Source organism: Sphingomonas sp. RIT328 (genome assembly GCF_000632225.1).
Taxonomy (GTDB): domain Bacteria; phylum Pseudomonadota; class Alphaproteobacteria; order Sphingomonadales; family Sphingomonadaceae; genus Sphingomonas; species Sphingomonas kyungheensis.
In genome coordinates, this window is sequence record NZ_JFYV01000001.1 from 185,146 (window position 1) to 209,543 (window position 24,398).

The window sequence follows — 24,398 nt, forward strand, 5'->3', positions numbered from 1 at the left end:
GTCAGCCCGCCTTGCTTTGGGTGTTACCCTGCTGTGCGTCCTTGCCCTGCGGCGGCTTGACCACCTGCGGGCTGTTCGCCGGCACCGCCTTGACCTGCGCGTTGGGCTTGAGGTTGTTGAGCCCCTGCGTGATGATCTTGTCGCCGGGGTTGAGCCCGCTCGTCACCACCCAATAGCGTCCCTGCGTGCGCGACGCGGTGACCGACTTCTGCACCGTCTTGTTGTTCGGTCCGACCAGCATCACCGTCGCATTGCCCTTGGCGTCGCGGCTCAGCGCCTCCTGCGGCACGAGGAAGGCGCGCTGGTTGATCGCCTGCGCGAACTTGGCGCGGACGAACATGCCGGGCAGCAGCAACCCTTGCGGATTGGGGATGCTGGCGCGCAGCGTCACCGTGCCGGTTTCGGTGTTGACCAGGGCTTCGGAGAATTCGACGCTGCCGGTCTGGCCATAGTCGCTGCCGTCCTCGAGCGTCAGGCGGACCTGCGCGCGCGTCGGGACGATGCCGTTCTGCGACAGGCTGCGGCGCAGCGCGAGCATGTCGGCGGCGGATTGCTGGATGTCGACGAACATCGGATCGAGCCGCTGGATCTGCGCGAGCGGATCGGTCTGGCTCGCCGAGACGAGCGCGCCCACGGTGAACAGCGACCGGCCGATCCGGCCGCTGATCGGCGCCGGCACGGTGGTGAACTTGAGGTTGATCCGCGCCGTCTCCAGCGCCGCGCTGGTCTGCGCGACCGAGGCGGTCGCCTGTCGCGCGGTGGCGACGGCGTTGGTATATTCCTGCTGCGACACGGCCTGGATCGCGGCGAGCGGCTTGTAGCGTTCGGCCTGCACGCGCTGCGCTTCCTGATTGGCGCGCGCGCTTTGCAGATTGGCCTGCGCCTCGTTGACCGCGGCGCGGTAGAGGCGGGGGTCGATCTCGTAGAGCGGCTCGCCGCGCTTCACCAGCGAGCCTTCGGTGAAGAAGCGGCGGCGGATGATGCCGTTGACCTGCGGCCGGACGTCCGAGCTTTCATAGGCGTTGGTACGCGCCGCCAGTTCGGTGACCATCGCCGCCTGCGTCGGCTGGACGACGACATAGCCGACCGTGGTCGGACCCTTGCCGGGACCGCCTGCGCCGCCCTTGCCCTTGGCGTTCGAATCACCGCCCCCGCCGCAGGCGGCGAGGCTGAGAATCACTGCGGCGACCGCCGTGCCGGCACCCAACCGGCGGCCCCGAAACGCAAATGTCGTCAAGTATGTCACCCGGATGGTATCTCGGCTCGCGCAGCCGGGACCAGCGCGACAATGCGCGGCCCGACGATTGGTTGCTCTTGCTGGCCCATTGGCGGCGAACGCGGCGGAAATGCAACCCGAGTGCCGCGTTATTAATGTCGCAAATTGTCGCAGTGCGGGAAGGATCGGGACATGACGGATGATCGGGACAAGGCGCTTGCCGGCGCGGCGGCGGCGGCCGAGGTCGTCGACGGCATGCTCGTCGGGCTCGGCACCGGCTCCACCGCCACCCATGCGATCGAAGCGATCGGCGCGCATGTCGCGCAGGGGCTGCGCATCCACGCCGTCGCCACGTCGCGCGCCAGCGAGGCGCTTGCCCGGCGGCTCGGCATCGCAATGCTCGACTTCGCCGACGTGCCGCGGCTCGACCTGACCATCGACGGCGCCGATGCGATCGACCCGCGGTTCTTCGCGATCAAGGGCGGCGGCGGCGCGATGCTGCGCGAGAAGGTGGTCGCCGCCGCCTCCGACCGGATGGTCGTCATCGCCGACGGCAGCAAGCGCGTCGCCGCGATCGACGCAGGGCCGCCGGTGCCGGTCGAGATCTTGCCGTTCGCGCGCGCCTCGGTGCTCGCGGCGCTGGGCGCGGGGGCGGTGCTGCGCGGCGGTGAGCATGAGCCCTATGTCACGGATAACGGGAATTATATTGCCGACTGCCGGATCGATCTCGGCGATCCGCGCACGGTGGCGTCGCGTTTGGCGGCGATCCCCGGCGTGCTCGGCCACGGCCTGTTCCTCGACGAAGTCGATGCCGCCTATTTTGCGCAAAACGGGACCGTTTCGCGGCTGGAACGGGGGGATTACTCCGGCTAAGGCCTGCCGTACCGCAACAGATCGGGCGTGCAGGCGTTCGACGCAGGGTAAGAGCGAGGGCCTTTAATCCCATGACCGATACCAACACCGCGATCCACGAAGACGGTTCGCTGGAACGCCTCACCATCGATACCATCCGCACCCTGTCGATGGACGCGGTGCAGAAAGCCAATTCGGGTCACCCCGGCACGCCGATGGCGCTCGCCCCGGTCGGCTACACCCTCTGGTCGCAATTCCTGCGCTACGATCCGGCCAAGCCCGACTGGCCCAACCGCGACCGCTTCGTGCTGTCGGTGGGCCACGCCTCGATGCTGCTGTACAGCCTGATCCACCTCGCCGGGATCGAGGAGATCGACGCGGACGGCAACAAGACCGGCCGCCCGGCGCTCAGCCTCGACGATCTCAAGGGCTTCCGCCAGCTGTCGTCGCGCACGCCGGGCCATCCCGAGTTCCGCCATACCACCGGTGTCGAGACGACGACCGGGCCGCTGGGTGCGGGTTGCTCCAATTCGGTCGGCATGGCGATCGCCGAGCGCTGGCTCGCCGCGCGCTACAACCGTCCCGAGTTCACGCTGTTCGACCATGACGTCTATACGCTGTGCGGCGACGGCGACATGATGGAGGGCGTGGCCGCCGAGGCGGCCAGCCTCGCCGGTCACCTCAAGCTGTCCAATCTCTGCTGGATCTACGACAGCAACCATATCTCGATCGAGGGCGGCACCGATCTCGCCTTCGACGAGGATGTCGGGCTGCGCTTCCAGGCCTATGGCTGGAACGTCATCCACCTCGACGATGCCAACGACACCAAGGCCTTCGCAAAGGCGATCGAGACGTTCAAGGCGACCGACGACAAGCCGACCTTCATCGTCGTCCATTCGGTGATCGGCTGGGGCAGCCCCAAGGCGGGCAGCGAGAAGGCGCATGGCGAGCCGCTCGGCGAGGATAACGTCCGCGCCACCAAGAAGGCCTATGGCTGGCCCGAGGACAAGGATTTCTACATCCCCGAAGGCGTCGCCGAGCATTTCCACGACGCGATCGCCGGGCGCGGCGGCGCGCTGCGCGAGGAATGGGAAGCGACCTTCGCGCGCTATCGCGAGGCCAATCCGGAGCTCGGCGCCGAGCTCGCGCTGATGCTCAAGGACGAGCTGCCCGAGGGCTGGGATGCGGACATTCCCGACTTCCCCGCCGACGAAAAGGGCATGGCGAGCCGCGATTCGGGCGGCAAGGTGCTCAACGCGCTCGCCAAGCGGGTGCCGTGGCTGATCGGCGGTTCGGCCGATCTCTCGCCGTCGACCAAGACCGACATCAAGGGCGCGCCCTCGTTCGAGGCGAACAATTACGGCGGCCAGAACTTCCACTTCGGCGTGCGCGAGCACGGCATGGGCGGCGTCGTCAACGGCATGACGCTGTCGCACGTGCGCGGCTACGGCTCGACCTTCCTCGTCTTCGCCGATTACATGCGCGCGCCGATCCGCCTGTCGGCGATCATGGAGCTGGCCAGCGTATGGGTGTTCACCCATGATTCGATCGGCGTCGGTGAGGATGGCCCGACCCACCAGCCGATCGAACATCTCGCGACGCTGCGCGCGATCCCCGGCCTCGACACGATCCGTCCGGGCGATGCCAACGAGGTCGCCTACAGCTGGCGCGCCGCGCTGGAGGACGCCAGCCGCCCGACCGCGCTCATCTTCTCGCGCCAGGCGCTGCCGACGCTCGACCGCAGCAAATATGCCTCGGCCGAGGGCACGCTCAAGGGCGGCTACGTCCTCGCCGATTGCGAAGGCACGCCCGAGGTGATCCTGATCGCGACGGGCAGCGAATTGTCGCTGGTCGTGCAGGCGCACGAAAAGCTGTCGGCGGACGGCATCAAGAGCCGCGTCGTCTCGATGCCGAGCTGGTATCGCTACGAGCTCCAGTCGGAAGACTATAAGGAAAGCGTGCTGCCGTCGTCGGTGCCCTCGCGCCTCGCGGTTGAGCAGGCGGGCGAGATGGGCTGGCATCGCTATGTCGGCCTCAAGGGGCGTACGATCACCATGTCGACGTTCGGCGCCTCCGCCCCCATATCGAAGCTGCAGGACAAATACGGCTTCACCCTCGACAATGTCGTCAAGGTGGCGCGCGAAATGCTGGAGAGCAACAATGGGTAAGCTCAACGACCTGAGCGCCGCGGGCACCGCGGTCTGGCTCGATTTCGTCGATCGCAAGTTTCTCGAGGCCGGCGGCCTCGAGACGTTGGTCAAGGAGGATTCGCTGACCGGCGTCACCTCCAACCCGTCGATCTTCGAAAAGGCGATGGGGCATGGCGATGCCTATGACGAGACGCTCGCCGCCTTCGACAAGGAGAATCCCGGCGCGGCGACGATCGATCGCTACGAGCATCTCGCCATTCAGGACATCAAGGCCGCGGCCGAGACGCTCAAGCCGGTGTATGACCGGCTCGACTCGAAGGACGGCTATGTCAGCCTCGAAGTCTCGCCGTACATCGCCGACGATACCGACGCGACGATCGCCGAGGCGGAGAAGCTGTGGCACGCGGTCGACCGCGCCAATCTGATGATCAAGATCCCCGGTACGCCCGCCGGCGCGCCGGCGATCAGCGCGACGATTGCCAAGGGCATCAACGTCAACGTCACGCTGCTCTTCTCGCAGGAGGCCTATATCCGCGTCGCCGAGGCCTATGCCACCGGCCTCGAAGAGCGCGTCCGCCAGGGCCAGCCGATCGACCGCATCGCCAGCGTCGCCAGCTTCTTCGTCAGCCGCATCGACGCGGTGATCGACAAGGAGATCGACCGCCGCGTCGCCGACAATGATCCCGAGGCGGACACGCTGAAGGGGCTGCGCGGCAAAGTGGCGATCGCCAATGCCAAGATGGCCTATCAATGGTTTCTCGACTTCGAGAAGTCCGAGCGCTGGCAGGCGCTCGCCGCCAAGGGCGCGCAGCCGCAGCGGCTGCTGTGGGCCTCGACCGGGGTCAAGGACAAGGCCTATCCCGACACGCTCTACGTCGACACGCTGATCGGCCGCGACACGGTCAACACCATGCCGCCGGCGACGATGGACGCCTTCCGCGAACGCGGCACCGTCGCGCCGACGCTCGAACAGGATGTCGACGACGCCCGCCGCGTGCTGGCCGAGGTCGACCGGCTTGGCCTCGACCTGACCGGCGTGACCGATACGTTGGTCGAGCAGGGCGTCGCCTCCTTCGCCAAGGCGTTCGACGATCTGCTCGGATCGATCGCCGCCAAGCAGCCGGCAACGGCATGATCCGCCGCCCCGTCCTGATCCAGGGCGGGGCGACCGCCCGGTGCGGATACACCGGTTTCCCGCACAGCCACTGCCCGACGTCGCCGCGATATGGTCGCGGCGCGGCGGCAGGGCTGTGATCGGCGGCGAGCTTCGGCGGCGTGCGGCAGGTTGCGCAACGCAACTCATCCTCCACCGCTCCGTTTAACCGACATCACAATCAGTGTCAGGACAGCAAGCATGAAGATCGGACTGATCGGCCTCGGCCGCATGGGTGGCAATATCGCGCGCCGGCTGATGCACGCCGGCCATGAGGTGGTCGCCTATGATCGCAGCGCCGAAGCGGTGACGGCTCTCGCCAAGGATGGCGCGGAGGCGGCGCATTCGCTCGACGACGTGCGCGCCAAGCTCGGCAGTCCGGCGATCTGGTGGGTGATGTTGCCCGCCGGCGGCCCGACCGAAGAGACGATCCAGGCGATCGGTGCGGGCGCAAGCGACGGCGATATCATCATCGACGGCGGCAACACCTTCTACAAGGACGACATCCGCCGCGCCAAGGCGCTTGCCGACAAGGGCGTCCATTATGTCGACGTCGGCACCTCGGGCGGCGTCTGGGGGCTGGAGCGCGGCTATTGCATGATGATCGGCGGCGACGTCGAGACGGTCAATCTGCTCGATCCGATCTTCGACGCGCTTGCGCCCGGCTATGGCTCGATCCCGCGCACGCCGGGGCGCGTCGCCGAGGCGGTCGATGCCCGGGCGGAGAAGGGTTATATTCATGCCGGTCCCGCCGGTGCCGGCCATTTCGTCAAGATGATTCACAACGGCATCGAATATGGCCTGATGCAGGCCTATGCCGAGGGCTTCGACATCCTCAAGTCGAAGAGCAGCGACAAATTGCCCGAAGACGAGCGCTTCGACCTCAACCTGACCGACATCGCCGAAGTCTGGCGGCGCGGCAGCGTCATCTCGTCGTGGCTGCTCGATCTCACCGCGATCGCGCTCGCCAAGGACGGCATGCTCGAAGGCTTTTCGGGCAGCGTCGCCGATTCGGGCGAGGGCCAGTGGACGATCGACGCCGCGATGGAAGAGAAGGTGCCGGCCAACGTCCTCACCGCATCGCTGTTCGCGCGCTATCGCAGCCGGGTTGACCATACGTTCGGCGACAAGGTGCTGTCGGCGATGCGCTTCGGCTTCGGCGGCCATGTCGAGATGCCGCAGTGAGCCGTGAGGCACCGCCGATCCGGCTCGTCGTGTCGGACATCGACGGCACGCTCGTCGACAAGAGCAAGCAGGTCACGCCGGCCACCGTCGCGGCAGTGCGCCGGCTGGAGGAGGCCGGGATCGGCTTCACCGTGATCAGCGCGCGGCCGATGTCGGGGATCATGCCGATCGCCGAAAAGCTGGCGATCGACGCGCCGATGGCGGCGTTCAACGGCGGCATCATCTTCCGGCGGGACGGCAGCATCGCCGAGCAGCATCGCGTCGATGCGGCGGTGACGCGCGGCGTGATGGGGATCGCCGCCGACAGCGGCGCCGACATCTGGGTCTTCGCCGACGACCTTTGGTATGCCTCGACCGACGTCGGCGCGCATGTCGACAGCGAACGGCGCGCCTCCAATCAGGAGCCGATCGTCGCCGACGATTTCGATGCGCTGCTCGACCATGCCGACAAGATCACCTTCGTCAGCGACGACGAGGCGATGCTCGCGCGCCTCGCCGAACGCTGCAAGGCGGCGCATGGCGACGATGCGACGATCGTGCAGAGCCAGGTCTATTATCTCGACGTCACCGCCCGCGCCGCCAACAAGGGCGCAGGGCTGGTCGCGCTCGCCAAGACCTTCGATCAGCCGCTCGAAGCGATCGCGGTACTCGGCGACCAATATAATGATGTCCCAATGTTGGAACGCGCCGGCCTTTCTGTCGCGATGGGAAACGCGCCTGATCCGGTAAAGTCTATTGCTCATGCGGTGACGAGCGGCAATGACGCGGACGGCGTCGCGCACGCCATCGACACGATCATCTTTCCCCGTATTGGAGCTGTTGCATGAAACAACTGGTTGCCTTCGACCTCGACGGAACGCTGGCCGAGAGCAAGCAGCCCTTGCAGGAGCCGATGGGGGAGGCACTCGCCGACCTGCTCGGCGTCGCGCATGTCGCAGTGATCTCGGGTGGCGACTGGCCGCAGTTCCAGAAGCAGGTCGCGAGCCGCCTGCCGGCGCGCGCCGATCTCAGCAAGCTGTGGCTGATGCCGACCACCGGCACCAAGCTCTACACCTATCGCGACGGCAGCTGGAACACCGTCTACGCCGAGCTGTTCGACGACGAGACCAAGGCCAAGATCCTCAAGGCGTTCGACGAATCGCTCGCGGCGACGGGTTTCACCCCGGAAAAGACCTGGGGCGAGCGGATCGAGGATCGCGGCAGCCAGATCACCTTCTCCGCGCTCGGCCAGGAAGCGCCGATCGCCGAAAAGGAGCATTGGGACCCCAAGTTCGAAAAGCGCAAGGTCATCCAGGCCGATCTCAAGCAGCGCCTGCCGGGCCTGTCGATCAACATGGGCGGCGCCACCTCGATCGACATCACGCGCGAAGGCGTCGACAAGGCCTATGGTCTCAAGAAGCTGCGCGACGAGAGCGGTATTCCGCTGGATAGCATGATGTTCATCGGCGACGCCATCTTCCCGGGCGGCAACGATTATCCCGCCAAGGAACTTGGCCTCGATACGGTCCGCGTCCGCGACCCGGAAGAGACGATCTCGGTCGTCACCGCGATCGTCGCCTGCCAGAAGTAAATAGGTACCGGGCGGCTCAGGCGATGGCCTCGAGCCGCTCGATTGTCGCGCGCCACTCGTCGGCGCAGCGGCGATCCTCGCCGAACGGAATGACGCAGGTGCGGACCGGTCCGTTGCGGTCGAGCTGGTAGCGGATTTCGAGGAAGGCGGTCTCGATTGTCGTGCTCACCGACCGCGACTTGCCGCCGAACGTATAGCCGCCGAACAGGCCGCCCGAAACGCCGCCGAGCGTCAACCGACCGCCCTCCCGCGTATCGGTATAGACCGTCGCCTCGCGTTCGACCGTGGCGTGGACGATCTGGTCGCGGCTCAGCCAGAGCTGGTGATAATCGGTGTCATAGTCGGTGATGACGACATGCCCCCCGCGGGTGATCGCTGCGGCGCCGGGCGTATCCTGCCACCAGCTGATCGACAGATTGGCCGGTTCGGGAAGCGAATCGACCTGTCGCATCAGCGTCTGCGCCGCGGCGCGATAGCGGAACCTGATCGTCGGACGAAGGAAAAGACGCGTCACAACCGCGATGATCAGTCGCGAAATCAGATAGTTGATGACGCCGCCAAAGAGGGCCCAGCCAATCGAACCGTGCAGTAGGGCGCTGAGCACCGGGACCGCGACGAAGACGATGATGATCCCCCGCGGCATCCATAGCGCGATCTTCTGGACGTGCTGGACCGTCGCGCGGACATCATCATTGGGCGGCGCGATCCGCTCCGGCCTGAGACTGGATTGTTCTGCAATGGCATCCATGATCGCCCCCCGATCGATTTGCGACGATCATGCAAAGGCGATTCGGTCAGGTCCAGCGCGGCCGCGTATCGCGTTGATTCGGCGACGGCCCGTCCGTTGGTGGGGGCCGGCGACTCGGGAGCGGCTCAGCCGAGCCGGTACAGGCCCGCGCCGTGCGACGGGATCGTCTGGCGGAATTGGTCGCTGGCGGTGCCGACCGACCGGCCGCTCCACAGATCGACCGCCGCCGCCGATCCGGCGAGGCCGAGCATCGCCAGCGGCACCGCCACCTCGCGCGCCTTGTCGGTGGTGTTGAACAGCGCGACGTAGACGCCGCTGCCCGTGATCGGGCGGGCCGACCAGATGCGCGTGCCGTCCGCGACGAAATGCGGGCGGTTGTCGCGGCTCGCCTGATTGACCGCCAGCACCGCCCGATTGGTCAGCAGCGCCAGCGTCGCCGCATCGAGCCGACGCAGATCGCCGCCCATGATCAGCGGCGACCGCGCGATCGACCACAGGGTCATCAGCGTCCGCTGCTCGTCCGGAGTGAATTTGGTCGCCCGTGCGCCGAGCGCCAATTGGCCGAGCGGCAGCATGTCGGCATCGGGCCAGCCCCCCGTCGTGTCGACCGCATGCCAGTTTTCGAGGCGCGTGAACTGCGCCTCCAGCATCGGCCATTCGTCCCAGAAATCGTCGCTGATCCGCCACATCTGCGCATGGCGGCGGACGTGGTCGGCGCGCGCCACCGGCGTTTCGCCCGGCGACAGGCTGAGCACGATCGGCCGGCCGCTATGCTGGATCGCGGCATGCGCCGCCTCGATCTCGGCCGCATGGGAATCATAGGGGCGGCTCATGTCGTCCATCTTGACGAAATCGACACCCCAGCCCGCGTAGAGCGCGAAGACGCTGTCATAATAGGCCTGCGCACCGGGCTTGCGCATGTCGACGCCATACATGTCCGGGTTCCACGGGCAGATGCTCGCCGTGTCGGCAATGTCGCGGGCGCGATAGCGGGTATTGAGCACGGGCAGGTTGCGCTCGACCGCCAGCCGCGGAATGCCGCGCATCAGGTGGATGCCGAACCTGAGCCCCATCGCATGGACGTCGGCGGCGAGCGGCGCGAAGCCCTTGCCCCCCGCGCTCGACGGAAAGCGATTGGGGGCAGGGAGCAGCCGGCCATAGCCGTCGAGCGTCGGCTGCGGCCTGGTGCTGTACGTATAGCTCGACGCACCCGGCTCATACCATTGGATGTCGATGGTGAAGACGTCGTAGCCGAAGGGCAGCAGCTGCGTGCGCATGATCGCCGCGGTCTCGCGCGCCTGCGCCTCGTTGATCGTCGTCGCGAAGCTGTTCCAGCTGTTCCACCCCATCGGCGGTCGCGGTGCGAGCGTGGCCGGGGCGGGCGGTTCGGCCGTTGCGCGCGCGGCGAGGGCGGTCGTGGCCGCGAGCGCCGTGCCGGCGCCGATCAGCGTGCGACGGTCGATAGATGTACGGCTCATGATCCCCCCGGACAGCAAAGGCGCCCGTGCGTTGCGGGCGCCTTCTGGTAGACGATCCGGACGGGCCTGTCCGCCCTTTTGCGCCGCGGCGGGGGTCGGCCCCACCGCGGTGCGGGTCAGCGGTCAGGCGCTATAGTACATGTCATATTCGACCGGCGACGGCGTCATCTCCCAGCGGGCGACCTCGCCGCGCTTGATCTCGACATAGGCCTCGATCTGATCCTTCGAGAAGACGTCGCCCTTGAGCAGGAAGTCGTGGTCCGCTTCCAGGCTGTCGAGCGCCTCGCGCAGGCTGCCGCAGACGGTCGGCACCTGGGCCAGTTCGGCGGGCGGCAGGTCATAGAGGTTCTTGTCCATCGCCTCGCCGGGGTGGATCTTGTTCTGAATGCCGTCCATCCCGGCCATCATCAGCGCCGCATAAGCGAGATAGGGATTGGCCATCGCGTCCGGGAACCGCACCTCGACGCGCTTCGCCTTCGGACCGGTGCCGTAGGGGATGCGGCACGAGGCCGAGCGGTTGCGCGCCGAATAGGCGAGCAGCACCGGCGCTTCGTAACCCGGCACCAGCCGCTTGTAGCTGTTGGTGGTCGGGTTGGTGAAGGCGTTGATCGCCTTGGCGTGACGGATGATGCCGCCGATGAAGTAGAGGCACATGTCCGACAGGCCGGCATAGCCCTCACCGGCGAACAGCGGCGTCTTGCCGTTCCAGATCGAGAAGTGGGTGTGCATGCCCGAGCCGTTATCTTCCTTGATCGGCTTGGGCATGAAGGTCGCCGACTTGCCATAGGCATGGGCGACCTGATGCACGACATATTTGTAGATCTGCATGCGGTCGGCGGTGGTGGTCAGCGTGCCGAAGGTCAGGCCGAGCTCGTGCTGCGCAGCGGCCACCTCATGGTGATGCTTGTCGCAGGGCAGGCCCATTTCGAGCATGGTCGAGACCATCTCGCCGCGGATGTCGACGGCGCTGTCGACCGGCGCGACCGGGAAATAGCCGCCCTTGGCGCGCGGCCGGTGGCCGAGGTTGCCGCCCTCATATTCGCGACCGGTGTTGGTCGGCAGCTCGATATCGTCGATCTTGAAGTAGGACGACGCATAATTGGTGTCGAACTGGACGTTGTCGAACATGAAGAATTCGGCTTCCGGGCCGACGTAGACGGTGTCGCCGATCCCGGTGGTCTTGAGATAGGCCTCGGCGCGCTTGGCGGTCGAGCGCGGGTCGCGCGCATAGAGTTCACCGGTCGACGGCTCGACGACGTCGCAGAAGACGATCAGCATCGGCGTCGCCGAGAAGGGATCGGTGTAGACCGCGTCGAGATCGGGCTTGAGCACCATGTCCGATTCGTTGATCGCCTTCCAGCCCTCGATCGAGCTGCCGTCGAACATCAGGCCGTCGGTCAGCTCGTCCTCGCCGATCAGGCCGGCGACCATCGTCAGATGCTGCCATTTGCCCTTCGGGTCGGTGAAGCGCAGATCGACCCACTCGATCTCTTCGTCCTTGATCTTGTTGAGGATGTCGTTGGCGGTCGCAGCCATATCAGGTCCCTTGCTCTGCTACGTGGCCCGGGCGATGCCGGGCAGGAAATTGCGTCGCGGCGGCGCATTCACATGGAATGTTGCGCCGCGTCAAATGACGATGCTGTCAGATCGCCGCTTCGTCGCGCTCGCCGGTGCGGATGCGAAGCGCTGCCTCGACCGGGATGACGAAGATCTTGCCGTCGCCGATCCGGCCGGTCTGCGCGGCATTGGCGATCGCCTCGACGACGCGGTCGGCGAGGGCGTCTTCGACCACCACCTCGAGCTTCACCTTGGGCAGGAAGTCGACGACATATTCGGCGCCGCGGTAGAGTTCGGTATGACCCTTCTGGCGGCCGAAGCCCTTGGCCTCGGTCACGGTGATGCCGCTCACGCCGATCTCGTGCAGTGCCTCCTTCACCTCATCCAGCTTGAATGGCTTGATGATGGCTTCGACCTTCTTCACCGCGATACGCCCCCTGAAAATCCCGCGCGTCTGGCGCGGGCGGTGCAGTAAACGTGCCAGTCCTGACCCTTCGGGGCAACCGGGATTCGAAGCGATTTGCTGCTTGTTAAACGGGCAGGTCAGGCCGGCTTGCTGCTTGGGCGGGCAGGCGGGCGCTGGCTACAGGATCGTCCGCACCGCCTCTGGCGGCCGGGCCAACACGACGCCCTTGTCGGTCTCGACCAGTGGGCGCTGGATGATGATGGGGTTGATCGCCATCGCCTCGAGGATCGCCGCGTCGTCCGCCTCGCTGTCGGCGAGTCGCTTGCCGTCCGGCTCGCTGAGCCGCAGCCCGTCGCGCGGCGTAAGGCCGGCACGGGCGTAGAGCCGCGACAGGTCGGCGACGGTCGGCGGCCGTTTGAGATATTCGATCACGGTCACCGTCGCGCCCGCCTCCTCGAGCAGGGCGAGCGTCTTGCGCGAGGTGCCGCAGCGCGGATTGTGATAAATGGTCGCAATCATCGCGCTGCGGCTCCGGTTCAGAGGATGATCAGGCGTCCTGCTTGGCCAGCCATTCCTCGAGCCATTTGATCGTATAGCTGCCCGCCTGGAACTCGGGATCGTCGAGCAGCGCCTGATGCAGCGGGATGGTTGTCGTCGGGCCCTCGATCACGAATTCCTCCAGCGCCCGGCGCAGGCGGCGCAGCGCGCCCTGACGCGTCGTGCCGTAGACGATCAGCTTGGCGATCATCGAATCGTAATAGGGCGGCACGCGATAGCCGGCGTAGAGGCCGCTATCGACGCGGACGTGCATGCCGCCCGGTGCGTGATATTGCTTCACCAGCCCCGGCGAGGGGGCGAAGGTGCGCGGGTCCTCGGCGTTGATGCGGCATTCGATCGCATGGCCGCGGAACTGGACGTCCTCCTGCCGCAGCGTCAGCGGATGGCCTTCGGCGACGCGGATCTGTTCGCGGACGAGGTCGAGGCCGGTGATCATCTCGGTCACCGGATGTTCGACCTGCAGCCGGGTGTTCATCTCGATGAAGTAGAACTCGCCGTCTTCCCACAGGAACTCGATCGTGCCGGCGCCGCGATAGCCCATGTCGGCCATCGCCTTGGCGACGATGCCGCCCATCCGCTCGCGCTCCTCGGCGGAGATGATCGGCGAGGGCGCCTCTTCCAGTACCTTCTGGTGGCGGCGCTGCAACGAACAGTCGCGCTCGCCCAGGTGGATCGCGTTGCCATTGCCGTCGCCGAACACCTGGAATTCGATATGCCGCGGATTGCCCAGGTATTTTTCCATGTAGACGGTGGCGTCGCCGAACGCCGCCTTCGCCTCGGTCCCGGCCTGCTGCATCAGCGTTTCGAGATGCTCGGGGCCGGTGCACACCTTCATGCCGCGACCGCCGCCGCCGCTCGCCGCCTTGATGATGACCGGATAGCCGATCGCGTCCGCCAGCACCTTGGCCTCGGCGACGTCGCTGATCGCGCCGTCGCTGCCGGGAACGAGCGGCAGGCCGAGCGCGCCGGCGGTGCGCTTCGCCTCGACCTTGTCGCCCATCGTGCGGATATGTTCGGGCTTGGGGCCGACGAATAGCAGGTCGTGCATCTCGACGATCTCGGCGAAGCGGGCATTTTCGCTGAGGAAGCCGTAGCCGGGGTGGATCGCGTCGGCGCCGCTGATCTCGGCGGCCGAGATGATGTTGGGGATGTTGAGATAGCTGTCGGTCGCTGCCGGCGGCCCGATGCAGATCGCCTCGTCGGCGAGGCGGACGTGCATCGCCTCGGCGTCGGCGGTCGAATGGACCGCGACCGTCGTGATGCCCATCTCATGGCAAGCACGGTGGATGCGCAGCGCGATCTCGCCGCGGTTGGCGATCAGCAGCTTCTTGATCGGGCGCATGCCTTACTCGACCACCACGAGCGGCTGGTCGAATTCGACCGGCTGGCCGTTCTCGATCAGGATCTGGCGGACGATGCCGGCGGTCGGCGCGGTGATCGGGTTCATCACCTTCATCGCCTCGACGATCAGCAGCGTGTCGCCGGCCGACACCGCATTGCCGACCGCGATGAACGGCTTGGCGCCAGGCTCGGCGGACAGATAGGCGGTGCCGACCATCGGCGACTTGACCGCATTGGCGGCGGCGAGCGTCGGCGCCATCGCACCGGCCTCGGCGGCGGCCGGCTGCGGCGCTGCCGCGGCGGGAGCGGGCGCCGCCGCCGGCGGGGCGTAATGGAGCGGTGCGGCGGCAGCGGCGGCCTTGCGCGCGACGCGGATCTTGCGATCGCCTTCCTCCACCTCGATCTCGGTGAGGTGGGTGGCGTCGAGCAGTTCGGCGAGCTGGCGCACGAGGTTGACGTCAACCTGCATGCTCTGCGCAGGGGCCCCGGAGTTGGTCTGGTCGGTCATGGGGGAGCCTCCTGTCAGAAGCGCGCCGCCGCTTCAAGCGCAAGGGTATAGGACAGCGCTCCGAATCCGGCGATGGTGCCTTTCGCCGCACGCCCGACGAAGCTGGTGTGGCGGAATTCCTCGCGGGTGTGGGGGTTGGAGAGGTGAACCTCGATCACCGGCGTGCGGATGCCCTTGATCGCGTCGTGCACCGCGATCGACGTGTGCGTGAAGGCGCCCGCGTTGAGGATCACCGCCTTCGCGCCGCGCGCCTGCGCCTCGTGCAGCCAGTCGACCAGATGGCCTTCGTGATTCGACTGGCGCATGTCGATCTCCAGCCCCAGCACCTGGGCGCGATCCTCGAGCTGGCCGGCAATGTCGTCGAGCGTGTCGGCGCCGTAGATCTCGGGCTCGCGCGTGCCGAGCAGGTTGAGGTTGGGGCCGTTGAGGACGAAGATGGTGTCGGTCATCGGGTCGCTTTCGGTTGAACCGGAGAGATCGTGTGCCTAGGTGCGGCGCATCACCCTTAGTCCGTTCGCCCTGCGCTTGTCGAAGGGCAGCTCTCCTCTGTCGCACCGGGCCGAAGGGGAGAGCGGGGCTTCGACCGGCTCAGCCCGAACGGATGGGGGCGTGCGCCTCCTGCAAGCTTATGCCCCATAGCGACGGAACGGTATCGATCACGGTCAACGGCGCGCACAAGCGCGTCAACGCGGGGCTGAGCCTCGCCGAACTCGCCGCCGAACTGGGGCTGGTGCCGGAGAAGGTGGCGGTCGAGCGGAATCTCGAGGTGGTGCCGCGCTCGACGCTCGCCGAGGTGTGGGTCGAGGACGGCGACGATATCGAGATCGTCCATTTCGTCGGCGGTGGCGACCACCCGCGGACGGTGGCCGACGACAGCTGGACCGTCGCGGGCCGGACCTTCCGCTCTCGCCTGATCGTCGGCACCGGCAAATACAAGGATTTCGCGCAGAACGCCGCCGCGCTCGAAGCATCGGGGGCGGAGATCGTCACCGTTGCGGTGCGTCGCGTCAACGTCAGCGACCCCAATGCGCCGATGCTGACCGACTTTATCGATCCCAAGAAGGTCACCTATCTGCCCAACACCGCCGGCTGTTTCGACGCCGAGAGCGCGATCCGCACCCTGCGGCTGGCGCGCGAGGCGGGCGGCTGGGATCTCGTCAAGCTTGAGGTGCTGGGCGAGGCGAAGACGCTCTATCCCGATATGCACGAAACGCTGCGCGCGACCGAGATCCTCGCCAACGAAGGCTTCAAGCCGATGGTCTATTGCGTCGACGATCCGATCGCGGCGAAGCGGCTGGAGAATGCCGGCGCCGTCGCGATCATGCCGCTCGGCGCGCCGATCGGCTCGGGGCTCGGCATCCAGAACCGCATCACGATCCGGCTGATCGTCGAGGGTGCGGGCGTGCCGGTGCTGGTCGACGCCGGCGTCGGCACCGCCTCCGACGCGGCGGTGGCGATGGAATTGGGCTGCGACGGCGTGCTGATGAACACCGCGATCGCCGAGGCGAAGGACCCGGTGATGATGGCGGCGGCGATGCGTGCGGCAGTCGAGGCGGGGCGGCTCGCCTATCGCGCGGGACGCATGGGACAGCGGCGCTATGCCGATCCGTCGAGCCCGCTCGCCGGGCTGATCTGACGCCCCCTGACGGATTTGTCACGGAACCGGTCCGGTCCGAACCCGTTGTATTGTCGTAGATCAAGCGGCCCGGCTGGCGGGCTGACGATAACGGCAGGAGGTCCTGATGGGCGAGCTCACCGACAAGATCAAAGGCACCGTGAACGAAGCGATCGGCAACGCCAAGGAAGCGATCGGCAAGCACAATGACGACCCCAGCCTCGCCGCCGAGGGTCGGGCCCAGCAGGCAGAAGGCAAGGGCGAGAAGTTCAAGGGCAGCGTCAAGGGCGCGCTCGGCGACAATATCTGATCGCCTGATCGATTGCCGGCAAAGGGCCGTCCCGCAAATTCGGGGCGGCCTTTTCCATATGGAAAAAGGGAGATGCATATGAAGACGACGATGATGGCGCTGGCCGCGGGTGCGATGGCGCTGTCGCTGGCAGCGTGCGGCGGCAAGGGTGACGACAAGCTCGGCAGCGAGGTCAAGGCCGCCGCCGACAATCGCGCCGATGCGATGGAGAGCGCCGCCGACAATCTCGAGGATCAGGCCAAGGCGGAGCGCAAGAGCGCGGCGCAGCAGGCCGATGCGATCGACGACGCCGACGTCAATGCCGCGGCGATGTCGAGTGGCGAGAAGGCCGCACTGATCAACGGCAGCGACAAGCTGCGCTGATCCGCGGCGGGCACCGGGGACTATTTGCTTCGGCGGGAAACATCGTTTGTCGTGAGTGGTTTACGGCCAATGACCCCGCCCTATAGCCAACCGTCCTCGGTCACCCACGACCAAGGTGAGATCATCGTCGACGGACCCGACGGCGTCGCCGTTTCGCTGACCCCGGAGGCGGCGCTCATCACCGCCGGCCGATTAGAGACCGAGGCGATCGAGGCCCTGCTCGAGCGGGGCAAGACCGTCGTCACCAAGCCGGTCGGCTGAGTGGCGCCACTCCGGCTGCTCATCGCCGAAAGTGAGCCCCCCGCTGCCCGCGCCGAACGCCGCGACAGCGTCGGCCGCAGTTCGGGCGAGACCTTTTGCAAGCGGCTCACCGGGCTGATGCCGGAGGCGCGGTGCGAGCGGGTCAAGCCGGCGGACGCCGATGCCGGGATCCCCGCCGGGCTCGGCGGCTATGATGCGGTGTTGCTGACCGGATCGCCGCTCCATCTTTATGAGGATACGCCCGAGGCGCGGCGCGAGATCGCGTTCATGCGCGCGGTGTTCGCGTCGGGCACGCCGGCGTTCGGATCGTGTGCCGGGCTTCAGGTCGCGGTGGTCGCCGCCGGCGGGCAGGTGCGGGCGATGGGGTCGCGGCGCGAGATCGGCTTCGCGCGCCGCATCTTCCGGCAGCCGGACGGCGTCGATCACCCGCTGCTCGCCGGGCGGCCGCCGGTGTTCGACGTGCCGGCGATCCACGGCGACGAGGTCGAGACCTTGCCGGACGGCGCGACGCTGCTCGCCTCCAACGGCGTCACCCACGTGCAGGCGGCGGAAATCCGGCACGACCGCGGCGTCTTCTGGGGCGTGCAATATCACCCCGAAATCTCGCTGCGCGAGGTCGCGGCGGCGCTGCGGCGGCAGGCGGAGGAGTTGATCGACCTCGGCATGGCGCGCGACCGGCTCGACGTCGAACAGCAGGCGGTGCTGGTCGACGCCCTCCACCGCGAGCCCGAGCGGCGCGATCTCGCCTGGCGGCTCGGACTCGACGAACAGGTGCTCGATCCGATGATGCGGATGACCGAGCTGCGCAACTTCCTCGACCGGCTGGTGCTGCCGACCCGCGCCGCGCGTGGGCGGGGCTAGGCGGACCGCCGCGCCGCCATCGCTTCCAGCGTCGTCGCATTGCTGATCACGGCGATGTCGGTGCGCAAATGGAGCAGGCGGACCCCGCGTCGGTCGAGCGCCCGCGCCAGCGCCGGGGCGAAATCCTCGGTCCGCTCGACCGTCTCCGCCCAGCAGCCATAAGCGCGGGCGAGCGCGGCGAAGTCCGGGTTGGTCAGCGTCGTCGCCTGGAGGCGGCCGGGATATTCACGCTCCTGGTGCATGCGGATCGTGCCGTAGCCGCCATTGTCGATCACCAGCACCAGCATCTGCGCATCGTGTTGGACCGCGGTGGCGAGTTCCTGCCCGTTCATCAGGAAACAGCCGTCGCCGGCGAGCGCGACCACCTGCCGCTCGGGAAAGCGCAGCGCGGCGGCGACCGCGGCGGGGACGCCATAGCCCATCGCGCCGGCGGTCGGGGCGAGCTGCGTGCCGGGCGCCGTATAGCGCCAGTAGCGGTGCCACCAGCCGCTGTAATTGCCCGCGCCGTTGCACAGGATCGTGTCCGCCGGCAACGCCGCTTGCATCGCCGCGACGCAGGGGCCGAGATCCATCGCCACGCCGTCGCGGGGTGCGGGGGTCGACCAGGCCAGCCATTCGGCATGCGCCTCGGCGCCGCCGGGATGCGGCGGGCCGTCGATTGCCGCGAGCGCCTCGGCGAACTCGGCCATGCCGGCGCAGATCGCCAGATCGGTGCGATAGGTCATCCCGAGTTCGGTCGCATCGGGATGGACGTGGATCAGCCGCTGGCCGGGATGATCGGGGGTGATGAGCGTATAGCCGTCGGTCGTCGCCTCGCCGAGCCGCGCGCCGACGACGAGCAGCAGGTCGGCGGCCTTGACGCGCGCGACCAGCGCCGGATTGGGGCCGTAACCGAGATTGCCCGCATAAGCGGGGCAAGCGTTGGGGATCGCATCCTGCCGGCGAAAGGCGGTGGCGACGGCGATGCCGGTGCGATCTGCCCAGGCGGCGAAATCCTGCGCCGCGACATTGTCCCAACCGCCGCCGCCGACGATCGCCAGCGGCCGTTCGGCGGTGGCGAGCAGATCGGCTAGCTGCTCCAGCCCCGCCTCGTCGCAGCCCTGCGACAACCGTTCGACCCGTGGCCGGTCGGCGACCTCGGCGCTGTCACGCAGCATGTCCTCGGGCAAGGCGAGCACGACCGGACCGGGCCGGCCGCTCATCGCCACGGCATAGGCGCGTGCGACATATTCGGGGATGCGCGCCGCATCGTCGATCCGTGCCGCCCATTTGGCGAGCGGCGCGAACATCGCGGTCATGTCGACTTCCTGGAACGCCTCCCGGTCGCGGGTGCCGCGATCGACGTCGCCGACAAACAGGATCAGCGGCTGCGAATCCTGCCGGGCGACGTGCACGCCGATCGCGGCATTGGTCGCGCCGGGGCCGCGGGTGACGAAGGCGATGCCGGGCCGGTGGCCGAGCGTGCCGTCGGCGCAGGCCATGAACGCCGCGCCACCCTCCTGTCGGCAGACCACCGTCGCGATCTCCGGCGTATCGTGCAGCGCGTCGAGCACGGCGAGGAAGCTTTCCCCCGGCACCGTGAAGATCCGCTCACAGCCTTGGGCGAGCAATTGCGCGACGAGGATCTGGCCGCCGGTGCGTGGGGTGGTGTCCATACCCCGATCCTGCCCAATCCCTCCGGAGAAGTCGAGCGATCCGAGGCAGATGGGCGTTAGCGGCGGGTGGTCGGACCGAAATCGAACCAGCCCGGGCGGCTGCCCGCGGGATAGGCAGGGCGGACGGTGCTGACCGGGCGGACGCGGCCGGTGATGCGCTCGCCGAGCGTCGGCGCGGCGGCGACCGGCGCGGCGGGGGCGGCGACCGGCGCGGTTTCTGCGGCGCGGGCGAGGCGGTCGTTCTCGCGCTCCAGTTCGGTGATGCGCCGGTTGGCCTCGGCCAGTGCGGTATCGCCCTGCTTGCGATAGCCGGCATGCGCCTCGCGCTCGTCGGCATAGCGCGTCTTCCACTTGCGCCCGCCGCTGCTGCTGGCGAGGCCGAAGAACCAGCCTGCGACAAGGCACAAGGCCAAAGCGGCGAATTGCGTCGTAGTGGTGAACAGCATCCGAGCCTCCCTGTTACGCAAGCATAACGAGCGCGATGGCGCTTGGTTCATCGTCGTCCGCAGCGAAAGCGGCGTGACGTCCGGCGACGAACATGGACAAGTTGGACACCTTCATCGAAACGATCAGGCCCGACCGTTTCGGATTTTGCGCTGATCGATCGACGATGAGACAGAGCCGCGGCGAGATAGCGCCGCCCGCGCGGTGAGGACAGCGGTCCTCATTTCGCGCGGCGGTGCAGGCGCTTGCCCGTGCCTCGGTCCTAGAAGGCGTCGCTGATCGAGCAGGCGGCGGGGCCGAGGATGACGATGAACAGCGTCGGCAGGATGAACAGGATCAGCGGGATCGTCATGATCGCCGGCAGCCGTGCCGCTTTCTCCTCGGCGCGCATCATCCGTTCGTTGCGGAATTCGGCCGACAGCACGCGCAGCGCCGAGGCGAGCGGCGTGCCGTATTTCTCGGTCTGGATCATCGTGGTGACGACGCCGCGGATCGCGTCGAGGTCGACGCGGCTGGCGAGATTCTCGAAGGCCTGACGCCGTTCGGTGAGGAAGCCCAGTTCGATCGCGGTCAGCGTGAATTCGTCGCCGAGTTCGGGATAGGCGCGGCCGAGCTCGCGCGCGACGCGGTGGAAGGCGGCGTCGACGGTGAGGCCCGCCTCGGCGCAGATCACCAGCAGGTCGAGCGCGTCGGGCAGCCCCTTGCGGATCGCGTCGCTGCGCTTGGTGATCTTGTTCTTGAGATAGAGGTCGGGCGCCTTGTAGGCGAGGATGAAGGTCACCGCGACCAGGGCATAGCGTTTGAACGCCGACCAGTCGGGAAAGTAATCGAGCCCGTAGACGAGCAGCACCATCAGCCCGCCGAACACGATCGGCAGCGCGAGCCGGCCGAAGATCACGCCGACCGCCCATTCCTTGGAACGGATGCCGGCGCGCATCAGCTTGAGCTGCGCGTCCTTGACCTGGCTGTCCTGCAACACCTTGAGCGAAGAGAGCAGGCCGCGCATCCAGTCGGTAGTGTCGTTGCGCTGGACGAGCTTGGCGCGCCGCTTGGTCGAGGCGGTGATGCCCGCCTTGAGCTGTTCGCGGCGCTCGTTGAGCACCTTGACGCGCTTGTTCATCGGATCGGTGACGGTGCGCATCACCGTGTAGAGCGCGAGCATCACCGCAAAGGCGGCGACGCCCGACAGGATGGTCGCGACCCAGAGCACGTCGATGCCCATCAGCGTCGGTCCGGAAGGCTGCATGTCTCGTTTCCCGCCCTGGCGCCGCTAGATTTCGAAGCTGACCATCTTGGCCATGATGAACACGCCGATCCCCATCCACAGCAGCCCGCCGATGCCGGCGATCATCAGCCGCGGTTCGGAGAAGAAGCCCTGCATATAGCCGGCGTTGATCATCCAGATCATGCCGAAGACGATGAACGGCAGCGATCCGACGATATAGGCCGAGGCCTTGGATTCGGACGACATCGCCTTGATCTTGAGCTTCATCTGACCGCGCTGGCGCAGCACCGTGGCAAGATTGGCGAGCGTTTCGGCAAGGTTGCCGCCGGTTTCGCGCTGGATGGCGATGGTGATGACGAAGAACTGGAATTCGGGCGTGCCGAGCCGGTCGGCGGTGTCCTGCAACGCCGCGTCCATCGACTTGCCGATCTTCATCTTGTCGGAGACCATGCGGAATTCCTCGCCGACCGGGCCTTCCACCTCCTGGCCGACGACGCCGATCGTCTCGGTGACCGGCAGGCCCGAACGCAGGCCGCGGACGAGCAGTTCGATTGCATCGGGAAATTTGGCGGTGAAGCGCGCGACGCGGCGGCGGATGAAGAAGCCGACCAGCCAGTGCGGCAGCCCCGCGCCGACCGCGAGGCCGAACAGCAGGGCGAGCAGGATCGGCGCGCCCTTCAGGATCAGCAGTCCCGCGACGACGACGATCAGCCCGCCGCTGATCATGCCGTAGCGGCCGACGCTCCAGTCCTTGCCGGTCATCGCCAACCGCTGGGCGAGCTGCGCCGGATTGGGCAGCAGCCGGCCGAAGGCGAGATCGGTGCGGGTCTGGACGCGCCCGGCGGCGATGCGGCGCATCTGCGTGTCCGCCACCGTCGCGGCATCGCCATGCCGGGTGCGGACCGACGACAGCCGCCGCGCCTGTGCGCGCTGCGCCGACGGGCCGGCGAGCGCGATGACGATCAGGCCGATCGTCATCACCCCGCCGAACGCCACCATGATCAGGGGAAGCAGGTCCATCGCCGCGCCGTTATTTCTTGGCGCGCTTGCTGAGCAGCGCCGAGAAGCCGCCGATCAGCGACTTGCGCTTGGCGGTCGCCTTGCCCTCGCTGCCGGTGGCGACCAGTTCCTCGCCGACGTTGAGGACGTGGCGGGTCAGTTCGATCAGCGGCGCCACCGTCTTGGTGTTCTTGCCCGCCTCGGCGATCGGCTTGCCGAGCTTGGCGGCCTGCGCGGCGAGCTTCTGGTCGAAGGGGATGAGGAAATCGATCTTGCGCTCGATCGAGCTTTCGAAGTCCTTGCGGCTGATCTCGAGCTGCGCGGCGGGGTGGACGCGGCTGGCGACGACGGTGAGGTGCGTCTGCGGCGCGTTGGTCTTGAGCCACGACAGCACCCGGATCGTGTCGCGTGCCGCGGCGAGCGTCAGGTCGGTGACGATCACCGCCGCCTGGATGTCGCTGATCAGATGCGGATGCTGGACCAGCATCGCGCGCGGCAGGTCGACCACCGTCGCCTCGAAGGCGGCGCGCATCTCTTCCTGCAACTGGTAGAAGGCGGCACCGTCGGTGACGAGCGGCGCGTTGATCGGCGCCTCGGCGGAAAGGACGGCGAGCTTCTCGGTCGCCTTGACCATCGCGCGTTCGATGAACAGCCCGTCGATGCGGCTCGGATTCTCGATCGCGTCGGTCAGGCCGCGGCCCGGTTCGAGATCGAGGGTGAGCGCGCCGGTACCGAAATGGACGTCGAGGTCGAGCAGCGCGACGGTGCGCTTCTCGCGCTCGGCGAGCAGCCATGCGGTTGAGGTGGCGACAGTCGAGGCGCCGACGCCGCCGCGCGTGCCGATCACCGCGATCGCACAATGCGGCCGGTCGACGTTCGCCTCGGCGAGCTTGGGGGCGTTGAGCATCGCCTGGGCATGGCCGAACGCCTCGCGCATCGCATCGGGATGCAGCGGCTTCAGCAGATAGTCCTGGATGCCGCTGGCGATCAGGTCGCGATACAGGCGCACGTCGTTGACCTGCCCCGCGGCGATCACCACCGTGCCGGGCTCGCACACCTCGGCGAGGCTGTTGATGTCGTTGAGCGGATCGCCCGATTCGGCGAGGTCGACGAGCAGGATCTGCGGGCTCGCCGAGACCGACAGCGACTGGACCGCATTGCGCAGCCCGCCCTTGTGGACCTTGTCGACCGACCAGCCGAGCTCGGCGGCGATCGGCCGCAGCAGTTCGGCGGTGGTGTCGTCGCAGACATAGGCGGCGAAGGGTTCGCGCTGCGCGGCGCCGGCGGGTTTCCAGGGCGCGTTCATCAATTGCCCCCCTTGGTGCTCGTCGCCTGGAGCGTGCCGGCGCCGGTCGGCGCCTTCTTGATATAGGCGTCGATCGCTTTGCGGTTGACGGTAGTGTCGGCGAGCGTCTGCGGATCGGCGCCATGGACCAGATCGCTCGGCCGCGCGATCATCGCGGCGAGATTGGTGTTCACCGCACAGCCGTAGTTGGACGAGGTGTTGGCGTCGAACTCGTTGCTCGAATTGCGGCTCCAGTCGGGGCAGCCGGGGACGGAGGCGTGCATCCGGCTGATCACCACGCGCACCGTGCCCGGCGTCACCGGCGCATCGGTGACCGGACGGTCGTCGGAGAGCAGCAGGCCGTAGCTCGCCACCACCGCTGCGACCTCGTCGCGCGCCGCGCCGGCATAGGCCGCCTCGTCGATCGCGACGCGGTCGCCGAAGCCGAGGTGCATCGCGTCCATCCAGCCGGCGAGACGGCGTCCCTCACCGGGCGCGAGGCCGCGGCCGCCGGTGGCGAGATCGAGCGCATAATCGTTGCGCGCGACGACCGGCTGATGGACCGATTCGAGGCCGCGATTGGTGGTGCCCATGCAGCCGCCGAGCAGCAGCGCGGGCAAAGTGGCGAGGAGGAGCGAACGCTTGGTCATCGACGCGA

At 67.5% G+C, this 24,398-nt stretch carries 26 protein-coding genes; 11 read left to right on the top strand and 15 right to left on the bottom strand.

Annotated features, from left to right (window positions below; translation table 11 throughout):
* Window position 1: 1 nt before the first annotated feature.
* Window positions 2-1,237 carry an efflux RND transporter periplasmic adaptor subunit gene (locus BW41_RS00915; RefSeq protein WP_443027632.1) on the bottom strand — a complete coding sequence of 412 codons (1,236 nt, stop codon included), beginning with the start codon at window positions 1,235-1,237 and terminating at the stop codon, window positions 2-4.
* A gap of 171 nt (window positions 1,238-1,408) precedes the next feature.
* On the opposite strand from BW41_RS00915, the gene rpiA reads away from it, so the two are divergent.
* The 6 genes from rpiA (at window position 1,409) to BW41_RS00945 (ending at window position 8,126) form a co-directional block, all read left to right on the top strand.
* Entirely contained in the window at window positions 1,409-2,089 is a 681-nt protein-coding gene (rpiA, locus tag BW41_RS00920) for a ribose-5-phosphate isomerase RpiA (protein ID WP_037530386.1), read from the top strand.
* Window positions 2,090-2,160: 71 nt separating this feature from the next.
* Window positions 2,161-4,236, top strand: a complete 2,076-nt coding sequence (tkt, locus tag BW41_RS00925) for a transketolase (RefSeq protein ID WP_037530388.1) — start codon at window positions 2,161-2,163, stop codon at window positions 4,234-4,236.
* Window positions 4,229-5,353: a transaldolase gene (gene tal, locus BW41_RS00930; RefSeq protein ID WP_037530391.1), complete on the top strand. Its 1,125-nt coding sequence runs from the start codon at window positions 4,229-4,231 to the stop codon at window positions 5,351-5,353. Before tkt ends, tal begins: the two co-directional genes overlap by 8 nt.
* A 219-nt stretch (window positions 5,354-5,572) precedes the next feature.
* Window positions 5,573-6,556 carry a phosphogluconate dehydrogenase (NAD(+)-dependent, decarboxylating) gene (gene gnd / locus BW41_RS00935; RefSeq protein ID WP_037530394.1) on the top strand — a complete coding sequence of 328 codons (984 nt, stop codon included), beginning with the start codon at window positions 5,573-5,575 and terminating at the stop codon, window positions 6,554-6,556.
* A complete protein-coding gene (locus BW41_RS00940) occupies window positions 6,553-7,383 on the top strand; it encodes a Cof-type HAD-IIB family hydrolase (protein ID WP_037530396.1) in 831 nt (276 codons plus the stop codon). The genes gnd and BW41_RS00940 overlap by 4 nt, the downstream gene beginning before the upstream one ends.
* The gene (locus tag BW41_RS00945) at window positions 7,380-8,126 is read left to right on the top strand and encodes an HAD-IIB family hydrolase (protein ID WP_037530399.1); all 747 of its coding nucleotides are present in this window, start codon (window positions 7,380-7,382) and stop codon (window positions 8,124-8,126) included. Before BW41_RS00940 ends, BW41_RS00945 begins: the two co-directional genes overlap by 4 nt.
* A 16-nt stretch (window positions 8,127-8,142) precedes the next feature.
* Here the strand turns inward: BW41_RS00945 and BW41_RS00950 are convergent, their stop codons facing one another.
* From BW41_RS00950 to aroQ, 8 genes are all read right to left on the bottom strand, one after another.
* Window positions 8,143-8,874, bottom strand: coding sequence for a hypothetical protein (locus tag BW41_RS00950; protein WP_051583151.1), 732 nt, complete (start codon window positions 8,872-8,874; stop codon window positions 8,143-8,145).
* Between the two features lie 125 nt (window positions 8,875-8,999).
* The gene (locus BW41_RS00955; RefSeq protein WP_037530402.1) at window positions 9,000-10,352 is read right to left on the bottom strand and encodes a glycoside hydrolase family 27 protein; all 1,353 of its coding nucleotides are present in this window, start codon (window positions 10,350-10,352) and stop codon (window positions 9,000-9,002) included.
* 123 nt (window positions 10,353-10,475) lie between these two features.
* Window positions 10,476-11,888 carry a type I glutamate--ammonia ligase gene (glnA, locus tag BW41_RS00960; protein ID WP_037530403.1) on the bottom strand — a complete coding sequence of 471 codons (1,413 nt, stop codon included), beginning with the start codon at window positions 11,886-11,888 and terminating at the stop codon, window positions 10,476-10,478.
* A gap of 106 nt (window positions 11,889-11,994) precedes the next feature.
* Window positions 11,995-12,333, bottom strand: coding sequence for a P-II family nitrogen regulator (locus BW41_RS00965; protein WP_037530405.1), 339 nt, complete (start codon window positions 12,331-12,333; stop codon window positions 11,995-11,997).
* A gap of 159 nt (window positions 12,334-12,492) precedes the next feature.
* Window positions 12,493-12,834, bottom strand: coding sequence for an arsenate reductase family protein (locus BW41_RS00970; RefSeq protein ID WP_037530407.1), 342 nt, complete (start codon window positions 12,832-12,834; stop codon window positions 12,493-12,495).
* A 28-nt stretch (window positions 12,835-12,862) separates the two neighbouring features.
* On the bottom strand, window positions 12,863-14,215 hold the full coding sequence (gene accC / locus BW41_RS00975) for an acetyl-CoA carboxylase biotin carboxylase subunit (protein ID WP_037530410.1): 1,353 nt from the start codon (window positions 14,213-14,215) through the stop codon (window positions 12,863-12,865).
* A 3-nt stretch (window positions 14,216-14,218) separates the two neighbouring features.
* The gene (gene accB, locus BW41_RS00980; RefSeq protein ID WP_037530412.1) at window positions 14,219-14,722 is read right to left on the bottom strand and encodes an acetyl-CoA carboxylase biotin carboxyl carrier protein; all 504 of its coding nucleotides are present in this window, start codon (window positions 14,720-14,722) and stop codon (window positions 14,219-14,221) included.
* Window positions 14,723-14,736: 14 nt separating this feature from the next.
* Complete coding sequence (gene aroQ / locus BW41_RS00985) at window positions 14,737-15,171, bottom strand: type II 3-dehydroquinate dehydratase (protein WP_037530413.1); 435 nt, start codon at window positions 15,169-15,171, stop codon at window positions 14,737-14,739.
* 179 nt (window positions 15,172-15,350) lie between these two features.
* Here aroQ and thiS point away from each other — a divergent pair, with 179 nt between their 5' ends.
* From thiS to BW41_RS01010, 5 genes are all read left to right on the top strand, one after another.
* A complete protein-coding gene (gene thiS, locus BW41_RS00990) occupies window positions 15,351-16,358 on the top strand; it encodes a sulfur carrier protein ThiS (protein ID WP_081792819.1) in 1,008 nt (335 codons plus the stop codon).
* Between the two features lie 106 nt (window positions 16,359-16,464).
* The gene (locus BW41_RS00995) at window positions 16,465-16,647 is read left to right on the top strand and encodes a CsbD family protein (RefSeq protein WP_037530415.1); all 183 of its coding nucleotides are present in this window, start codon (window positions 16,465-16,467) and stop codon (window positions 16,645-16,647) included.
* 78 nt (window positions 16,648-16,725) lie between these two features.
* The gene (locus BW41_RS01000; RefSeq protein ID WP_037530418.1) at window positions 16,726-17,010 is read left to right on the top strand and encodes a hypothetical protein; all 285 of its coding nucleotides are present in this window, start codon (window positions 16,726-16,728) and stop codon (window positions 17,008-17,010) included.
* Window positions 17,011-17,079: 69 nt separating this feature from the next.
* A complete protein-coding gene (locus BW41_RS01005) occupies window positions 17,080-17,271 on the top strand; it encodes a hypothetical protein (protein WP_037530421.1) in 192 nt (63 codons plus the stop codon).
* On the top strand, window positions 17,272-18,132 hold the full coding sequence (locus tag BW41_RS01010) for a type 1 glutamine amidotransferase (protein ID WP_037530423.1): 861 nt from the start codon (window positions 17,272-17,274) through the stop codon (window positions 18,130-18,132). It begins immediately after the preceding gene.
* On the opposite strand, the gene BW41_RS01015 is transcribed toward BW41_RS01010, so the two are convergent.
* The 6 genes from BW41_RS01015 to BW41_RS01040 all read right to left on the bottom strand — a co-directional run bounded on the left by BW41_RS01015 (window position 18,129) and on the right by BW41_RS01040 (window position 24,390).
* The gene (locus BW41_RS01015; protein WP_037530426.1) at window positions 18,129-19,787 is read right to left on the bottom strand and encodes a thiamine pyrophosphate-binding protein; all 1,659 of its coding nucleotides are present in this window, start codon (window positions 19,785-19,787) and stop codon (window positions 18,129-18,131) included. The genes BW41_RS01010 and BW41_RS01015 overlap by 4 nt on opposite strands.
* 56 nt (window positions 19,788-19,843) lie before the next feature.
* The gene (locus tag BW41_RS01020; RefSeq protein WP_037530429.1) at window positions 19,844-20,233 is read right to left on the bottom strand and encodes a hypothetical protein; all 390 of its coding nucleotides are present in this window, start codon (window positions 20,231-20,233) and stop codon (window positions 19,844-19,846) included.
* Between the two features lie 260 nt (window positions 20,234-20,493).
* Window positions 20,494-21,477, bottom strand: coding sequence for a type II secretion system F family protein (locus tag BW41_RS01025; RefSeq protein WP_200870314.1), 984 nt, complete (start codon window positions 21,475-21,477; stop codon window positions 20,494-20,496).
* Window positions 21,478-21,501: 24 nt separating this feature from the next.
* Window positions 21,502-22,476 carry a type II secretion system F family protein gene (locus BW41_RS01030; protein WP_037530432.1) on the bottom strand — a complete coding sequence of 325 codons (975 nt, stop codon included), beginning with the start codon at window positions 22,474-22,476 and terminating at the stop codon, window positions 21,502-21,504.
* Between the two features lie 10 nt (window positions 22,477-22,486).
* Window positions 22,487-23,761, bottom strand: a complete 1,275-nt coding sequence (locus BW41_RS01035; RefSeq protein WP_037530436.1) for an AAA family ATPase — start codon at window positions 23,759-23,761, stop codon at window positions 22,487-22,489.
* Window positions 23,761-24,390 (bottom strand): CpaD family pilus assembly protein, encoded by a 630-nt coding sequence (locus BW41_RS01040; protein ID WP_037530437.1) that lies wholly within the window; start codon window positions 24,388-24,390, stop codon window positions 23,761-23,763. Before BW41_RS01040 ends, BW41_RS01035 begins: the two co-directional genes overlap by 1 nt.
* Between the last annotated feature and the right edge of the window lie 8 nt (window positions 24,391-24,398).

Bases quoted from the DNA above. Each gene is read 5' to 3' on its own strand.
- rpiA (WP_037530386.1), top strand. From the start codon at position 1,409: ATGACGGATGATCGGGACAAGGCGCTTGCCGGCGCGGCGGCGGCGGCC.
- tkt (WP_037530388.1), top strand. From the start codon at position 2,161: ATGACCGATACCAACACCGCGATCCACGAAGACGGTTCGCTGGAACGC.
- tal (WP_037530391.1), top strand. From the start codon at position 4,229: ATGGGTAAGCTCAACGACCTGAGCGCCGCGGGCACCGCGGTCTGGCTC.
- gnd (WP_037530394.1), top strand. From the start codon at position 5,573: ATGAAGATCGGACTGATCGGCCTCGGCCGCATGGGTGGCAATATCGCG.
- BW41_RS00945 (WP_037530399.1), top strand. From the start codon at position 7,380: ATGAAACAACTGGTTGCCTTCGACCTCGACGGAACGCTGGCCGAGAGC.
- BW41_RS00950 (WP_051583151.1), bottom strand. From the start codon at position 8,874: ATGGATGCCATTGCAGAACAATCCAGTCTCAGGCCGGAGCGGATCGCG.
- BW41_RS00955 (WP_037530402.1), bottom strand. From the start codon at position 10,352: ATGAGCCGTACATCTATCGACCGTCGCACGCTGATCGGCGCCGGCACG.
- glnA (WP_037530403.1), bottom strand. From the start codon at position 11,888: ATGGCTGCGACCGCCAACGACATCCTCAACAAGATCAAGGACGAAGAG.
- BW41_RS00970 (WP_037530407.1), bottom strand. From the start codon at position 12,834: ATGATTGCGACCATTTATCACAATCCGCGCTGCGGCACCTCGCGCAAG.
- accC (WP_037530410.1), bottom strand. From the start codon at position 14,215: ATGCGCCCGATCAAGAAGCTGCTGATCGCCAACCGCGGCGAGATCGCG.
- accB (WP_037530412.1), bottom strand. From the start codon at position 14,722: ATGACCGACCAGACCAACTCCGGGGCCCCTGCGCAGAGCATGCAGGTT.
- aroQ (WP_037530413.1), bottom strand. From the start codon at position 15,171: ATGACCGACACCATCTTCGTCCTCAACGGCCCCAACCTCAACCTGCTC.
- thiS (WP_081792819.1), top strand. From the start codon at position 15,351: ATGCCCCATAGCGACGGAACGGTATCGATCACGGTCAACGGCGCGCAC.
- BW41_RS00995 (WP_037530415.1), top strand. From the start codon at position 16,465: ATGGGCGAGCTCACCGACAAGATCAAAGGCACCGTGAACGAAGCGATC.
- BW41_RS01000 (WP_037530418.1), top strand. From the start codon at position 16,726: ATGAAGACGACGATGATGGCGCTGGCCGCGGGTGCGATGGCGCTGTCG.
- BW41_RS01005 (WP_037530421.1), top strand. From the start codon at position 17,080: ATGACCCCGCCCTATAGCCAACCGTCCTCGGTCACCCACGACCAAGGT.
- BW41_RS01015 (WP_037530426.1), bottom strand. From the start codon at position 19,787: ATGGACACCACCCCACGCACCGGCGGCCAGATCCTCGTCGCGCAATTG.
- BW41_RS01020 (WP_037530429.1), bottom strand. From the start codon at position 20,233: ATGCTGTTCACCACTACGACGCAATTCGCCGCTTTGGCCTTGTGCCTT.
- BW41_RS01025 (WP_200870314.1), bottom strand. From the start codon at position 21,477: ATGCAGCCTTCCGGACCGACGCTGATGGGCATCGACGTGCTCTGGGTC.
- BW41_RS01030 (WP_037530432.1), bottom strand. From the start codon at position 22,476: ATGGACCTGCTTCCCCTGATCATGGTGGCGTTCGGCGGGGTGATGACG.
- BW41_RS01035 (WP_037530436.1), bottom strand. From the start codon at position 23,761: ATGAACGCGCCCTGGAAACCCGCCGGCGCCGCGCAGCGCGAACCCTTC.
- BW41_RS01040 (WP_037530437.1), bottom strand. From the start codon at position 24,390: ATGACCAAGCGTTCGCTCCTCCTCGCCACTTTGCCCGCGCTGCTGCTC.